This is a genomic window from uncultured Sphingobacterium sp. (genome assembly GCF_964277905.1).
Lineage (GTDB): Bacteria > Bacteroidota > Bacteroidia > Sphingobacteriales > Sphingobacteriaceae > Sphingobacterium > Sphingobacterium siyangense.
Genome location: NZ_CAXYKD010000043.1, coordinates 143,865 through 159,192 on the forward strand (window position 1 = coordinate 143,865; position 15,328 = coordinate 159,192).

The 15,328-nt window shown below is 40.5% G+C and carries 14 protein-coding genes; 6 read left to right on the plus strand and 8 right to left on the minus strand.

Going from position 1 to position 15,328, the window contains the following annotated elements; all coding sequences use genetic code 11:
* Positions 1-93: 93 nt before the first annotated feature.
* The 4 genes from ACHWSC_RS19090 to ACHWSC_RS19105 all read right to left on the minus strand — a co-directional run bounded on the left by ACHWSC_RS19090 (position 94) and on the right by ACHWSC_RS19105 (position 5,962).
* On the minus strand, positions 94-1,188 hold the full coding sequence (locus ACHWSC_RS19090) for an AI-2E family transporter (protein ID WP_075992785.1): 1,095 nt from the start codon (positions 1,186-1,188) through the stop codon (positions 94-96).
* 249 nt (positions 1,189-1,437) lie between these two features.
* A complete protein-coding gene (locus ACHWSC_RS19095) occupies positions 1,438-1,635 on the minus strand; it encodes a hypothetical protein (RefSeq protein WP_088161708.1) in 198 nt (65 codons plus the stop codon).
* A 79-nt stretch (positions 1,636-1,714) separates the two neighbouring features.
* Complete coding sequence (locus ACHWSC_RS19100) at positions 1,715-4,753, minus strand: SbcC/MukB-like Walker B domain-containing protein (protein ID WP_394677817.1); 3,039 nt, start codon at positions 4,751-4,753, stop codon at positions 1,715-1,717.
* 3 nt (positions 4,754-4,756) lie between these two features.
* Positions 4,757-5,962, minus strand: coding sequence for an exonuclease SbcCD subunit D (locus ACHWSC_RS19105; protein WP_394677818.1), 1,206 nt, complete (start codon positions 5,960-5,962; stop codon positions 4,757-4,759).
* Between the two features lie 247 nt (positions 5,963-6,209).
* Between ACHWSC_RS19105 and ACHWSC_RS19110 the strand changes: the two genes are divergently transcribed.
* Positions 6,210-6,908, plus strand: coding sequence for a prolyl oligopeptidase family serine peptidase (locus ACHWSC_RS19110; protein ID WP_394677819.1), 699 nt, complete (start codon positions 6,210-6,212; stop codon positions 6,906-6,908).
* A 90-nt stretch (positions 6,909-6,998) separates the two neighbouring features.
* On the opposite strand, the gene ACHWSC_RS19115 is transcribed toward ACHWSC_RS19110, so the two are convergent.
* On the minus strand, positions 6,999-7,760 hold the full coding sequence (locus ACHWSC_RS19115; protein ID WP_236582837.1) for a murein L,D-transpeptidase catalytic domain family protein: 762 nt from the start codon (positions 7,758-7,760) through the stop codon (positions 6,999-7,001).
* A gap of 82 nt (positions 7,761-7,842) precedes the next feature.
* Complete coding sequence (locus tag ACHWSC_RS19120) at positions 7,843-8,862, minus strand: L,D-transpeptidase (RefSeq protein ID WP_394677820.1); 1,020 nt, start codon at positions 8,860-8,862, stop codon at positions 7,843-7,845.
* Positions 8,863-9,112: 250 nt separating this feature from the next.
* Between ACHWSC_RS19120 and ACHWSC_RS19125 the strand changes: the two genes are divergently transcribed.
* Both ACHWSC_RS19125 and ACHWSC_RS19130 read left to right on the plus strand, forming a co-directional pair.
* Positions 9,113-9,526, plus strand: coding sequence for an NUDIX domain-containing protein (locus tag ACHWSC_RS19125; RefSeq protein ID WP_286848123.1), 414 nt, complete (start codon positions 9,113-9,115; stop codon positions 9,524-9,526).
* 70 nt (positions 9,527-9,596) lie between these two features.
* Positions 9,597-10,979 carry an OmpA family protein gene (locus ACHWSC_RS19130; RefSeq protein ID WP_394677821.1) on the plus strand — a complete coding sequence of 461 codons (1,383 nt, stop codon included), beginning with the start codon at positions 9,597-9,599 and terminating at the stop codon, positions 10,977-10,979.
* A 95-nt stretch (positions 10,980-11,074) separates the two neighbouring features.
* Here the strand turns inward: ACHWSC_RS19130 and ACHWSC_RS19135 are convergent, their stop codons facing one another.
* Complete coding sequence (locus tag ACHWSC_RS19135) at positions 11,075-12,127, minus strand: outer membrane beta-barrel protein (RefSeq protein WP_394677822.1); 1,053 nt, start codon at positions 12,125-12,127, stop codon at positions 11,075-11,077.
* Positions 12,128-12,416: 289 nt separating this feature from the next.
* Between ACHWSC_RS19135 and ACHWSC_RS19140 the strand changes: the two genes are divergently transcribed.
* A complete protein-coding gene (locus ACHWSC_RS19140) occupies positions 12,417-13,721 on the plus strand; it encodes an ammonium transporter (RefSeq protein ID WP_075992776.1) in 1,305 nt (434 codons plus the stop codon).
* Between the two features lie 151 nt (positions 13,722-13,872).
* Positions 13,873-14,178, plus strand: coding sequence for a hypothetical protein (locus ACHWSC_RS19145; protein WP_075994821.1), 306 nt, complete (start codon positions 13,873-13,875; stop codon positions 14,176-14,178).
* Here ACHWSC_RS19145 and ACHWSC_RS19150 read toward each other — a convergent pair.
* The gene (locus ACHWSC_RS19150; RefSeq protein WP_240199576.1) at positions 14,175-14,711 is read right to left on the minus strand and encodes a lipocalin family protein; all 537 of its coding nucleotides are present in this window, start codon (positions 14,709-14,711) and stop codon (positions 14,175-14,177) included. The genes ACHWSC_RS19145 and ACHWSC_RS19150 overlap by 4 nt on opposite strands.
* A 99-nt stretch (positions 14,712-14,810) precedes the next feature.
* Between ACHWSC_RS19150 and ACHWSC_RS19155 the strand changes: the two genes are divergently transcribed.
* Positions 14,811-15,272, plus strand: coding sequence for a DUF4268 domain-containing protein (locus ACHWSC_RS19155; RefSeq protein WP_394677823.1), 462 nt, complete (start codon positions 14,811-14,813; stop codon positions 15,270-15,272).
* Positions 15,273-15,328: the final 56 nt, after the last annotated feature.

Here is a 15,328-nt window from a genome sequence, read left to right on the forward strand (position 1 = left end):
AAAAGGGATTATCAATCGTTGAATCTCATTTATGACAGTTTACTGGATATTGATGCATTTGTGATCAAATCAACTTAACCTATTGAAGTGCCCTTATTCTATAATGTCAGGGCTGTCATGAGTAGACTTTGTGTCTGTCAATGAGGTAGATTGAATGATTTCAGGCGTACTTCGTCCAAATTCAATACTGTAGACTTTCAGGAGTACGCTAACGCAGGATAAAATGAGCGGACCGAAGATCAATCCCAGCATACCAAATAGATTTAATCCTAATAATACACCGAACACGGTTATTAATGGATGTACATCGCCCAACTTTTTCAATATGGTAAACCGAAGGACATTATCAATACTCCCGATGATAATGATCCCGTATAAGGCAAGACCTATTGCATTTCCGGACTGCCCATTCGCAAGTAGAAAAAGCGCTGCCGGTAGATAGACTACCATCGTTCCCAAAATAGGAATTATGGTGGAAACAGCGGTGAGTATCCCTAGAAAGATAGGGCTTTCCAAGCCAAAGAACCAATAGCCAAGACCGGCTACAATACCTTGGCACATGGCCAAAATCGGGATACCGATTGCATTGGATTTTACCATCATGTCAAACTCTTTCCACAATTCGGCTTTACTGGCCTTGGTGAAAGGGATCGCTTGATAGATGGTTTGTTCTAATTTTTTGCTGCTAACCAACATGAAATACAAAACAAACAAAGCAACCAATATATTGACACCCACTTCTGCAACGGAATTCAGAATATTGGGTATGAATTTAGCTGCTTTTTGAAGCGCTCCCATTAAGGCAGTATCTGAAAGATCAATATTGCTTAAATAAGGACTGTCTTTAAAGTAGGTTTTGATCGAGTCAAACTTGTGCATCAGATCGTCTTTGTTGCTAATGACTTCTGTTACCTGAGGTACCATGTAGTTGATTAACAGATAGAGTGGTCCAACCAAGAATATGATGGTCAATAATATCAATAAAATGCTGGCGAAAGATTTATTCCATTTTTTTTCTTCAGTCAACTTAAAGTTGATTTTTCTAAAAAGAACATATAAGGTAACTGCTCCCAGAAAACCGGGTAGGTAGTAAAATAGGCTTGTAAAGATCAATATACATATCGCCAAAATGATGACGATTAGCATGATTTGATTGATGGAATTATTGTTGATTTGTTTGTACTTCATATAGCTGACAAATATACTGTCTATCGATTGTTATTTATCGTATGACAATATTTTTTTAGAAAAGTTTTATCTTGTTAAATTAAACTTCCTTTTTTATAATTTCAATGATTTTTTGAATTTCTTTTTTTTGCCCCCTGATCAGCTTGGATGAGGTGGCTCCATGAAAATGGCAATGACGCTATTTTGCATCCAGCGACTCCAAACCAATTGTTCACTTTTGGATGGAAAGATCTGCCTTTTTATGCGAATTTAGTTTTGATTCTGCGGCATTAAAACCTCCCTCAAGATCGTTAGGATATCGTATTGTTTGACAAAAAGCATGGATTGCGTTGTCCTTAATGGACTGGAATCTTTAGCTGAAAAGGTCGTGTTGACTACTGCTTTGGTCGCTTTATGAAAAAAAGGATGAGACCCTTTTCCTTTTTTGTTGTTTGAAAATAAGCCCATAATCTTTCGTTTTTGTTGGTTATAGCGATCAGGCTTGTTCAGCGGGACCGCTATAACTAATATACAAAATAAAACGGAATTAATTGATAAAAATTTGGCTACCCTGTTCTTCGTCCTTTTCTATCGAAAGGGACACTGGAATACGTTCTTTGAGTTCTTCAACGTGTGAAATAATACCGACGATCCGGTTTTCTTTATGTAAATCCAATAGCGTTTCGAAAACAATATTAACAGAAGTGATATCTTGTGTTCCAAAACCTTCATCGATAAAAAAGAAGTTTTTGGCCGCACGCGAATTTGACTGTACACTTTCGGCCAAAGCCAAAGCCAAACTTAGGGATACCTGAAATGCCTGTCCACCGGATAATGTTTTTACACTGCGACTTTTTCCCTCATTCAAATAATCTATAATTTCAAATTCATTGTTGTCGTTCAGCTGTAGGCTAAGCTGATTTCGGGTCATGCGATGGAACCGAATATTTGCATGATCACACAGTTGCCTTAGGTAAATCGAAGAAACATATTGTACAAAGCCCGCACCTTTAAAGAGATTAAAAAGTTGCTTCAAATTGTCATGGCGTAAATTTAGTTTTACCTGTTGTTGCAGGAGATTTTCCTTTTTTGCATAGGCGATTTTTAGCTGATCGCGCTCCTGCTGAAGTCGGGCAACAGATTCAGTGCTCGCTTTCAATTGTTGGGCGCTCTCATCCAGGATTTTTTCTTGTGCAAGAAATTCGTTCTCGTCATATACCTGGTCGACGAGCTTCTTTTCCGACTGACTGATCTGTGCCTTCACAGTTTCAAACTGGATTTGAAACTGTTCAAGCTCTTGTCGGATCTGTATGACAGACAAATCCTCGGCAAGGATTTGCCGAATCTCTGCCAAAGTTTCAAAGGGTGAAGCTACAAGTAGCTGCTGGATTGTAGCATCGGTTTCTTGACTTTCACGACGGATATCTGCAAGCTGTTCAACAATCGTCTGTACCAAGCTGTTTTGTGCAGCAAATTGACTGTTTAACTCATTTAATCGTTCGCTTAAAGTAATGTAGTCGCGCTCAATCTCCAGATTTGATCTTTTCAGTGTAGTATATTCCTTTTCAACTGCTTCGGATTCCCGCATCGCATAATCAGACCAGCGCAGCGCTTTCAGGTTCCCCATATTTTGATTAATCTGGGCCTGTTTGCTTGCTTCATCACGTTCAAACTGATGCAGTGCTTTATTGTATTTCTCCAGCTTTTCCTCAACGGAAGCGAGTGTAGCCTGGTGCTCACCAAGCTGTTGCTCCACTGTTGTTATCTGTGTTTCGATCCGGGCAAGTTCCTGCTTATTTGATGTGTAGCTGGATTCATCCGTAGCGCTATAACCGATCCATGTAAATTGCTGAGCATGCACAATTTTGTTATTGGCATTCAGCTGAATTTTCGTGTTTAGATCTTGTTGCTGATCATTTAATGACTGCAAGCGCAGCTGGAGTTTTTCGACTTGGAATTGTTGGTCCTGTTGATGCTTAAGACTTTCATTTGTCTCGACAATCAATTTTTCATTGGCGGCAACTTCCTGGGAAATATCCTGTCCTTGGTTGATAGCAGGATGTTCCAATGCTCCACATAGTGGACATGGGGATCCTGCTTTAAGGTTTTCTGCATATTGGGTCAACCTTTGCTGCAGGAGAAGATGTGATTTTTCATCTTGGAGAGACTGAAGTTTTTGCTCGAGGGCACTGGCTACAAGGAGGTGATTTGATCGGAATTTTTCGAGGTCCGGATGAATGGCCTGGAGTTCCTGCTTCAGCACAGCTATACTTGTTTCTAAATCAATGGCCTGCTTGTTTAGATCGTCTTCCTGTTGTTGGATGCCTTGCTGTTTGGTGTACCACTGGCCCAGCTCCATGAGTTCATGGGCAGAAGGCTTTGATTGCTTTAGACTAGCGATCTGAATTTCTGTCTCTTGGATTTTGGCTTTAAAATGTCGTTGTTGCGCTCTTGTTTCCTCCACAAAATTGCGCCCCTTCTGTGCCCGATCCTGTAAACTCTTAATTTCATTTGAAAACGTAATCAATTGGCTTATCAATTCAAGATCCAGTTCCTGGACACGACGTTGCGGCAGCAGTTCGTATTGTGATTTCAACAGATTGAGATTTGAGGAATGCTCCTGCATCAGCTGCTGAATTTCGGCCTGCCTCTGTTTTTCGGTTTCTACTCTTTTATGTGCAATTAGGCCTTCTTGTGCTAATTTTTCCTTGGATTTAAGAATATGTAGAAAGTTGGTTTGCGCTTCCTCAAAGCGGTTTAGCTTTAATCGTAAGGTCTCTTTTTCACCTTTTTGTTCTAGCAATTGCTGAAAGAGTGCCTTCACCGCACGAAGCTCTAAGACATCCTCTTTGAGTTTTTTGAGCCTTAAGAACTTTTCATGATGCGACTTGTACGACGATTCAATCGCGACAAAGGACTCGACTGCCAGTTGGAGATTTGTTTCGGTCGTTTCTATCTGTTCGCTTGTAACCTCGTCAAAACCTATTAATTGACCGTTGAGGTGATCCAGTTCGGACTGATTTCTTTTATAGAGGTTGGAAACTTTATCCTGCAGGTCAAATCGATGCAGTTGAAAAATCTCTTTCATCATATCTGTCCGTTCCTTAGCGCCAAGTTCTATAAACTCTTTGAACTGCCCTTGGGGAATGATGATTGTTCTTTTAAAGTTCTCATAGCTTAATCCAATGATATGCTGTGTATTGCTGCTTTCCTGTGGAATCCATTCTTCATTTATTTTTTCGTAGAGTACAACCGTGGGGGATTTTACATCATCGAAATTTTTGGAATTGCGTTTAAATTCGCGGGTAATTCTAAATGTACGGTCTTCAAAATTGACAAAATCAAGCTCGATATAAGATCGATTGGACTTGAGATTCATCATGTTATAAGCGCGTTTATCCCGTGCATTCAGGCGTTCCGTTTCTCCAAATAAGGCGTAGGTAATCGCTTCCAATATCGATGATTTACCGGAGCCTACAGCACCGAAGATACCAAAAAGCCCAGCTTGAGAAAGTGCGGTAAAGTCGATCGTCTGACGTTCTTGATAAGAGTATATCCCCTCTAGAGTTAGCTTTAATGGAATCATGGATTAAGAGTTTAGGATTTCGCGAAAAAGATCAAGGATGTCGTCATTGGGCGCCTGATTGCTATTCTTGGATTTGAAATAATCGTTGAATAAGGTCGACATGTCTTGTGTAAGATTGATTTCTTTGTTGTCCCGAAGCGCTTGCTCATCTTGTTTAACGAGCGGAATGAGATAGATTATTCCCGAATGGCTCTGATAGATTCGCTTGCGGTCTTCGGCTTTTAAGAAGGTTTCTGATTTCAGTGTGAGCTCCACCAAAGCATCGGGGTTTTCAGACAACCAGGATATGCACTGTTCAATATCGTCGAACGATTTTCGGATCAGCGGTTTGCCCTGAGTTAGTGGAATGCGCTCAACCCTTGCTTGCTCGCCGGCCGATACATTGACCAGCGCAACGTATTTAGCTTGCCCAGCCTCCGAAAAACTATAACATAGGGGTGAAGATGCATAAACTACCGGTTTTTCGGCAGAACCGATATTTTTATACCCGTGGAGATGCCCTAATGCGGTGTATTGGATCTGTGGTGGGATGGCCTCTGAATAGATTAAGTCTGCATTGCCAATTTTGACCGGTTTTTCGCCGTCAGGCTCCTCTAAAAGTGGGCTGCCCAATTTATTCATGTAAAGATGTGCCGTCAATATATTTACGCCTTTATCATCGCAATAGGTATTGGCTATTTTTTGCCAATTTGCTGCTAAGACCTCATTTAATTTACTTTCTTTCTCTTCGCCTAGATATTGTTTTAAGCGTATTTCGTTGGCATAGGCTGTATGAAGAATACGAATCGGATAGTCAAATTGCGGTAAGCTCAATTCAATGAAGCCCGTATCTGACTGTAACACGGTGAAACCATCTGTTGTGAAAGGGGTAACCACAGCATGCGGATGCCCAATTAGGATGATGCCCGACGCTCGTGCCAAAGGATCGGGCGCGTCAATCAAATGGGGTGAATCGTGATTGCCCGCGATTGCTAGTACTGGACGTATGCCATTCTTGGTAAGACGCTTGATTGTTCGGTAGAATAGCTCGATGGCTTCCACACCGGGATTGAAGGCATCGAACAGATCTCCTGCGATGATCACGAGATCCACGTTTTCCCGGTCTGCGATATCAACGATTTCATTCATGACCAGTACTTGTTCATCTATCCGGGAGAAACTGTCCAATCGTTTTCCTAAATGCCAATCGGCGGTATGCAATATTTTCATGTGAGAGCTTGGATATTTTGCGCAATGTTACAAACTAAGATAAATTTGGCATGAAATGCAATTATAATTGGATGGAATCTTCCAAATGATCAGTTTGGGGCCAATATGGGATGTCGTCTTTTCGTTGTGCTAAAGTGTAATGTTGTTGCAATTGAAATGTTAAAACATGTTAAATGCGTGTCATAAGAGTCATTTAATTGTATTTTTAGTGCTCCAAAATTAAGCTAGATAGTCATAGACAAGAAATATGCGAAAAGTTTACCTGTATATCTGTTTTTTCTTTATGCTGTTGATGCGCTTAAACGCGCAGGAAATACATGCTATAAAAGGAGAAACTGCTTATCCTTTTTTATTGAAAGATGCCACACCAGATTCATTGGAATCTGAAAAACAACCTGTATTTGTGTTTTTACATGGAAGAAGTTTGTCCGGGACAAATTTAGATCGTGTAAAGCGTTATGGTGTATTGTATGCCATCAACAAAGGGCAGGAGGTACCTGGGATAATTGTTGCGCCACAGTCCCGGGGAGGATGGGATCCGGACAAAGTAATCGAAATTGTTGACTATGTTATTGAACATTACAATGCTGACCCCGACCGTATTTACGTTTGCGGTATGAGTATGGGGGGCTATGGCACGATGGATGTGGCTGGTAAATATCCTGAAAGGGTGGCTGCTGCAGTAGCAATATGTGGCGGCGGATCGAGTCAGTATGCTTCTAACCTGACGCAGGTGCCGATATGGCTTCATCATGGTACCGCTGATCGTGCAGTGCCAATTTCGGAGTCCAGAAAAATTATGAATGCGATTAAAAGAGAAGATCCGGATGCAAATGTGAGCTTAAATGTGATAAAAGGGGGGACGCATGGAAGTGTGGAGCGATTGTTCCATGATGATGCAATTTACAATTGGATGTTGAAGTTTAAGAAAAAGCATAAATCTTAGGATCGTGTTGGTCCGGTAGCGGTGTATCGAAAGACAATTTATAAATAAAAAAAGCCTGATGAAGTATTTCCATCAGGCTTTTTTTATTTATTAGCCTTCGTGATCAAATGCAGGCGGTCTTTTTTGAAATTGTGCCATCAATATATTGGGTTGATGGATCAAGTGTGTCTTTGTGAGATATTCGGAGTTGTCGGCATAAATAAACAACAACGTTCCATCTTTGATGGTATTAATGATAGGGCCTGCAAATTCCCTTGGTACCGCGGGGCAGCCGTAGCTTTTACCGAGTCTGCCTAAACTTGCTATTGTACCTGTGCTACAGTAATCGGCGCCATGCATCACAACGTATCTTGCTTTTGCATTGTCATTTATACCTTCTTCAAGACCATTTAATACCAAGGAGTAGCCATTCTCGCCGTTGTACGTATTTTCTGTTGTGAAGAACCCTAAAGAACTTTTAAGTGACTCCTGTTGATTTGAAAAATTGACGGCATAGTTTTCTCCGCTATTTTTTCCATGCGCAACCAGTGTGTTGAAAAGTACTTTTTTGTGCGCAAGGTCGAGTACCACAAGTCTTTTTTCCGTTGATGCCAATGAAAAGTCAATGACGGTCATGATGTCCTTGTTGTGGATCGGAAGTTCTTTTCTGCCTTCCATTGCTTGACGAAACGCTTCGTATTTTAATACTTTGCCTAGATTCATTTCATCATACAACGAGTCAACTTCGGTGCGTTGACGTTCGACATTGATACGATGAGTGCTGGTGGTTTGTTGATCTGTTGTTTTTAATTCTTCTTGTGAGGACAATGCTGTATTGAGTGCCATCAAAAGAAACATAAACGTATTTCCCATTCTTCTCCCTTTTCTGTGTAGATGTTTACAAAATTAATTATTAAAGTTAATACATATTTGATTTACAGAATGTTAAATATTGTTAATCAATAACAACGACCAGTGAAGCGAGGTCTTTTGACCGTTTATAGACAAATTGAGCGTGAGATGACGCATTTCTGACGCACATATGCGACTTGGGTGTTGTGCCTAGGCTCTCACTATATTCGATAATGCTGCCATTGGGATTGTTGACTGGAACTCCATGTATATAGGCTCCAGCGGTAAATCGAGTGGCATAAGGTGCGAATCCGGCGTAAGTTTTGGTGCCGTCTTCATAATAAAACATCTTGGATTTGTGTTCCTGAACAACAAAGAGGCCTGTTGGTGTTTCCTGGGCATGAGGAGGTTTGTGCCGACCACTCGTCACAGGGTTCATGCTTCGGATAAGCCATTCGTTTCCGACTTTTTCCAAGGTACAGATATTTTGGTTCTTTACATCGACGACATTGATGATCTTGAACTGCACAGTGTCGCTAATAATACGCAGATACCTTTTGGGAACCGTATATTTTCCTTCGAATGAAATCCCGTCAATCGGAATTCGAGCTATGCTGTCGGGGCCTTGTATGCGGACGAGCCAGCCGTCCCGACCGTAACGAACAGCTTTAGCGCTGTTAAGATCGTAGAGTGGTGCCGCTTGATAGCGTTCAACGTTGAAACTGTCGGATACGCGTTTATAAGAGTCCCGTTTATAGTCCTGTATTGTTGGGGCTTCGCCTTTTTCATTTTGATAATTCTGTAGAACCCCATACAGCGATGGTGTCTGTTGAAAATTTTCGATAAAGGCCAGGCGTTCTTTGATCTTTTCCAATTGAAAACTGCGTGTGGTGTCTTTGTAAGGATAGCTGTCTTCCAGGGTGTATTTGTTGTAAAGCAGCTCTTTTTTTAAGATAATATCCTCAGCGGTAAATATTTTTTTCTGCTCAACCTGCTCTTTAGGTGGAGTAGGTTTTTGCTGCTCAGTTTGCTGATTGGTTTTTGCTGTGTTTTTCTTGTCCTGCTGGCATCCCGGCAATAGAAACAATATGCTTAGTATTAAACAGGTTAATCTTCGATTCATATATGGAAGTATAGATTATCGTTTTATACCTTAAACTTAGATAATTAGTTTATTATTTGCAATTTTATTGCAGTTGAAGGAAATAGATTTGCTGTTAAACCTTACTATTCGTTTTGTGAACTGTAACAGATTTTCAATGATAAGGCATTTATTGCGGTAAAATTTTATTTTAAAGAGCTGTCTTGAATGCGGGGGAGATATTTCTTCGATGATGGATAAAAAGTTAGTTTTGTGATCTGAAATAAATGATATGGACAAAATTGTTATTTGCTCGGCGGTGATGCTTGCTCCGGAAGGAGATTTGCTAATGGTTCGTAAAAAAGGGTCTAGCTATTTTCAACTACCTGGAGGGAAGGTAGGGCCGGAAGAAAGCCGTGAGCAGACCTTAATTCGTGAACTTAAAGAAGAGCTTCGGTATGATGTGAGCAGCATGGAAATAAGCTTTATCGGTAGTCACAGTACACAGGCTGTAAATGAGGTAAATACGGTGGTCGTGGGCTATATCTATTTAATTAAACTTGCAGAGCGACATGCATTTGAGCCTTATGAAGAACTGGAAGAAGTGCTGTGGATCAGTAGAGCTGATTGGCAAAGTTACCAATGGGCCCACCTGGCATCCGAGTTTGTTCTACCAAAATGGCTTTCGGGTGATTTTGATCGTTAAATCGTGTAGGGTAAACAAATTAAACCTTTGTTTGTTAGAGTTTTATATAAACTATAAATAAACAAAGATTATGGAAAATCAGCTTTTAAAAGGGGCGAAGGACTTTTTTGACGAAGAGGCGGTCGCTCAGATAGGGCAAGTTTTAAATCAGGATAAAGAGGGGGTAAAGCAGGGTTTGAATGTAACAATTCCCGCCTTGTTTTTAGGTTTAAGCCAACATTCCGATTCCGGTAGTGGGATTTCGGCGATACTTGAAAGGGCTAAGCAGCACTTTGCGAATTTTGATTTCCACGAGCTTCTCGGTAGTGTGACCAAAGCAGATGAGCCCGCAGGGGATCCTGCTGTGAAAGGCGAGAATGCTCAGGGTTTATTGGGATCAATATTTGGTGGCGGTCTGGATACTGTTTTGAGTACTGTTGCCGGTTATTTGGGGTATGATGGCAGTTCCATTGGGAAATTAATGAATTTTTCTTTGCCCGCGATATTTTCCAGTCTAACAAATAAGGGCCAAAATTGGGATTTTGATCGTATCGGTCATGTTTTGGAGGAAAATAAAACCGCTTTTGCTGCTGCTGTTCCAGCTGGGTTAGGCTTAGGCGCCTTTGGGAAGCTTTTTGATGGTGCGCATTTTTCTGCACCGGCAGAATCCGCGACTGAACATGCAATTCCTGCTGATGTTGCTAAGGAGGTGGATAGTCATAAGTCAATATCCATTAATCCTGCAAATGAACTGGAAGCACATAAAGAGCCCTTGTCATTGCCAAGAGCGGAAGAGTCCAGGGCAGCAATCGCTGAAACCGGTTCTGGAAGCGGTTCCGGTGGCGGTTGGTGGAAGATTTTAATCGCCCTGGCCGTATTGGCTGCGCTTTGGTTTTTATTTGGAAAAGGCTGTAGTGGAAGCAAGCAAGACGGTGCTACCGACACCAGTGTAAACAATGCAAAGGTAGAGTCAGATACTATGAAAACGGGTTCCAGTATGGTCGAGCGCGAGCAAACGGAGGTTATCCTACCAAACGGGGTCAAACTTGCTGCTTTTAAAGGCGGAATAGAGGATCACTTGGTCCAATTTTTAAAATCCGATTATAAATCGATGGGTGAAGATTCTCTGAAAAATACCTGGTTTGATTTCGATAACCTGAATTTCAAAACAGGTACAGCCGAGGTGCTGCCTGAAAGTCAGGTGCAACTAAGTAATCTTGCAGCGATATTAAAGGCTTTTCCTGCAGCTAATATCAAGATCGGTGGCTATACAGACAAAACGGGCAATGAGGATTTTAATAAAAAGTTATCGCTTGAGCGGGCAACGGCTGTAAAGGATTACCTGAGTAAAGAGCAGCTTTCCAAACAGGTGATAGGCGCAGAGGGGTACGGCTCACAGTTTGCTAAGTATAAGGCCGATGCGCCAGAATCTGATCGTATTATGGACCGGCACGTTTCGATAAGTGTTCGATAATTGCTCTGTGCAGCATAACTAGACCGCTGCGAAAATAAAAAAGAGCAGATTCCACTGGAACCTGCTCTTTCTTTTTATGTGTAATGCAATGTTGTTTAGAAACTGTAGACACAGGCCAACAGAAATTGTCCTGCAGATTTGGTTGGGCTTAGATCGTTTTTGATGAATCGTTCGGTATTTCCTTTGTCAATTCTGATTTCGGGAATAAATTTGAATCCATGGTAATTATATTCTGCTGTTAAGGTGGTTGCGAGGATATTGGAACTAGGGATTCCATTTTCTTCCTCTTTATGCGTTTGGAAAAACTCTTCGCGTAATCCTAGGCCGAAATGTTCTGAAAAATGAATTCTTGGGTAAAGTGCTACTCCAGAGTACCCCCCACCATCTCTCTTTTTATAATTTGTAGCATTTAAACCAAGGAAAAATTTGGAGGTGAAGTCATAATTAGCAACGAGATCGACCAAGGTTCCAGAGCTGTAATTGGTTTTACCGCCAGCAGAGGATCCTGTCAGGAAATTGAGATAAAAGCTGCTTTTATCATTGGGGGTATAGGCTAGTTGGGAGCCGACATGGGAAACTCCGTTCATATCTTGATAGACATTCCAGTCGTTAAATATTCCGACCATTAAAGCCACTTTATCTGAGAAACTATACGTAGCTTTTAAACCAGCGTCTTGAAATGGGCCGGCGCCGAATAAATAGGAAGTTGAATAATGGAAGTTGTAGGTTGGTGATATCACTTCAAAACCCACAAATGTTCCCATGAATCCTGCAGTAAGATTGAGTTTCTCGGTTAGATCATAGCCTACATATAGATTTTGGATATGAAAACTGTTTTTGTCGTCGCCAGCCTGGCCGTCGCCATTCATAATGGATCGATATTGCCCTCTGGGGCCAAAAGATAATTCTCCGACAAATGATGCTTTTTTAAACTTCTTTTTTACAGCCAAATCCACCATCCCGATAGAGACGGAGTTGTTGTCTTCGGTAAAATAGGTGTTGATGTTAGGTTTGTTTTGAAAATCATATTTCCAATAGGTATCCACTGATCCGGATATTTCTATCCCTTTTTCTTTTGTTTCTTCTTGTGATATCGCTGTTTTTATTAGAAATAGTGATAAAAAGATGGTTGTTAGAAGTTTTTTCATGTTTTTTTTGGTTTAAGTTTGATTTGTTTGATTTTTTAAGGCTTAATTCTTTTGTTTTGTCTGTTTTGTATTGGTTTTTGTTTAAAAATTAATTGGTAATTATGGTTTTTGTGTTTGTTTTTTGTGAAATTATGTAAAAAAAATCATAAAAAATAAAATAACATAGTATTTTTTTAACAAAAAGAGTTTATATTTGAAAAAATTATAAGGGAAAGTAGGTTTTTGTTTTGTTCTTGTATTTTTTTAACAATTTTATTAATATATTGAAAACACTAATCAGTTTAAACAAATGAAAAAAATTATTCCACTCATTGTTCTAGTTCTTTTGGGAGTATTGGGACTTGTATTTCCGTCCATCGACTTGTCTGATTTAAACAAGGCAGAATTTGATACGGGAGATACGGCCTGGTTGTTAACTTCTTCTGCATTGGTGTTGATTATGACACCTGGACTTGCCTTTTTTTATGGCGGTATGGTTAGCAAGAAGAATGTAATTTCAACGATGATGCAAAGCTTTATATGTATGTGTTTAATGACAATCCTCTGGGTCATTGTTGGCTTCAGTTTGGCTTTCGGCGATGATATCGGTGGTATTGTCGGTGATCCGCGTACATTTTTTATGATGAAAGGTACATTAGGGAATGTCGCTTGGGGAGCGCTTCCCACTATACCTTTGGTTTTGTTTGCGATGTTTCAATTAAAGTTTGCAATTATCACACCAGCATTGATTACTGGGGCTTTTGCGGAACGTATTCGTTTTAATTCATTTATGCTATTCATTATTCTGTTCAGTATTTTTATTTATATGCCGTTGGCACATGCTACTTGGCACCCTGAAGGTATATTAGCAAAATTTGGTGTTCTTGATTTTGCCGGTGGTACAGTTGTGCACATGTCGGCAGGTTGGGCAGCATTGGCAGCAGCGATTTATTTAAAAGGACGTAAAATGCAAATTCATAATCCGGCGCGCATAAGCTACGTGATATTAGGTACAGCACTCTTGTGGTTTGGCTGGTTTGGATTTAATGCAGGTTCAGCTGGTGGAGCAAATTCTTTGGCAGCTTACGCTTTTGCGACAACGACTACAGCATCAGCAATGGCCGCCATGGCATGGATATTTGTTGATATCATACGTGGAAAGAAACCTTCAGCAATGGGAGCATGTATCGGTGCCGTTGTTGGTTTGGTTGCGATTACACCAGCAGCTGGTTTTGTCAGTATTCCACATGCGATGATCATTGGCTTGGTTGGCGCGTTGGTTAGTAATCTGGTTGTATATCTGAGAAGTAAAACAAGTATCGACGACACCTTGGATGTATTCCCTTGTCATGGGGTAGGTGGCATGGTTGGTATGGTACTTACCGGTGTGTTTGCCCATCATAACATTAATCCTGTTGTTGTGGACAATGGTTTATTTTTTGGCGAAACGAAGTTGTTTTTTGTCCATATGGTCGCACTATTTGCCGTGTCATTTTTTGCCTTCGTTGGTTCACTTGTGTTATTGAAGATCACCGATCTTATTGCTCCATTACGCGTCGAAGAGACAGATGAGGAGCTTGGTTTGGATGTTTCTCAACATGCAGAAGCATTGTAACCTAGTCGCAGCATAACGCATACGTTATCCCAAACAATCTACTGCTTAGCGGTACATTGTTTGGGATATTTTTTGCATTTTTGTCCTGCCAGGAGAGAAGTGTATGATGCTATGCGCTATTTCGAGTACCTGCGCCTCTAAAAAGATTTTCATGACTACTGAGATTAAAGATACTTTGCGTTCTGATTTTGAAAAAATGATGCGTTATTGCCTACAGAAAAATGGTGATTTCGGTTTTAACGTGTTTGGTGATTATGCAGTATCTGTATTAAATTTTTATGTCGGGAGTTCAATTTTGCCACTCAACGAAAAACGTGCTGGTGCCCTATTTCTTGTAAATCTCTACAATGCAGGTATCAGAAATGCAATCACGCCGGAAGATATTGAGGAAATAGCTGATGTACTCACACAGGACAAGACGTTAAACTACCCGCTATTAGCTCCGATCTTCGACTAATGTTTGGTCCATACAAGATCGCCGGTTTCATAGCCACATTGCAAGGCATAGGTTAAAAATTCATTTCTGATTTTATCTGGAATCTCTGTCTCACGGCCCAAAATCCACATATAGTCTAGATTGTCACCAAAAACGAGTGCGTATTTATAATCCGGCGTTATTTTTACAATATTATATCCACTGTAGAAAGGACCAAAGAACGATACTTTAAGTGCGCCTTCATTGGGGCTGTTGACAAATTTGGCTTTTCCGATAGACTGTTTCCAGCGTTCTTTGTCTTCGGAGTACCCTTGGTTATTGACACGTATTGTGCCATTTTTATTTTTGCTATATTCTGCGGAAACTTGACTTAAGCCTTTTTCCCAATAGAAGTCGAGTCTGGCTATTTCAAACCATTTTCCAAGATATTTATCCAAATCAAATGGATCCACGACATCAGGTCGCGAGACGACAGGTTTAAAGGCGTTATAAGCCACAGCCCCAAGTGCTATGCCAGTTAATAGTAACAGTGATTTTTTCTTATCCATGTTCATCTTCGAATATGTTTATTGTTAAAACAACAATTTTGATACCAATAAGGTTTAGACATACCGAGCTATTTTACTAATTTTGTTGACTAAAAATTTGTATCGGTGTATTCAAGGGAAGAGATAAAACAATTGAAACAGTTATTCTGGACGAAGTTTGGACAATTTATGGCTTTACATGCATCGGCAGATGGGGAGAAGGCAAATTGGATTAACTACAGGACAGGTATTAAGCATTTATACTTCAGAATGGATGCGGATAAGAAGCTGGCAACTATTGCGATACAGTGGTCCCAACCTGATGCTGGGCTCAGGGCATTAATGGCAGAACAATTTCTTCAGTTTAAAGCATTGTTGCAGGATCTTCTTGAAGAAGAGTGGATTTGGGATATGGACGGAATGGACGAATATGGAAAGCCGATTTGTCGGATCTATACAAGCTTAACCGGTTACAGTGTTTTTAAAGAGGATGACTGGGCCGAGCTCATTTCTTTTTTTAAACCTCGAATAATTGCTTTGGATGAGTTTTGGTCATTGGCTAAGTATACGTTCGATATTTTCAAATAATTAACATTCAGTATAGTAAGATGAGTTATTACAGGTCTGATTCCGCTTTTCAACTC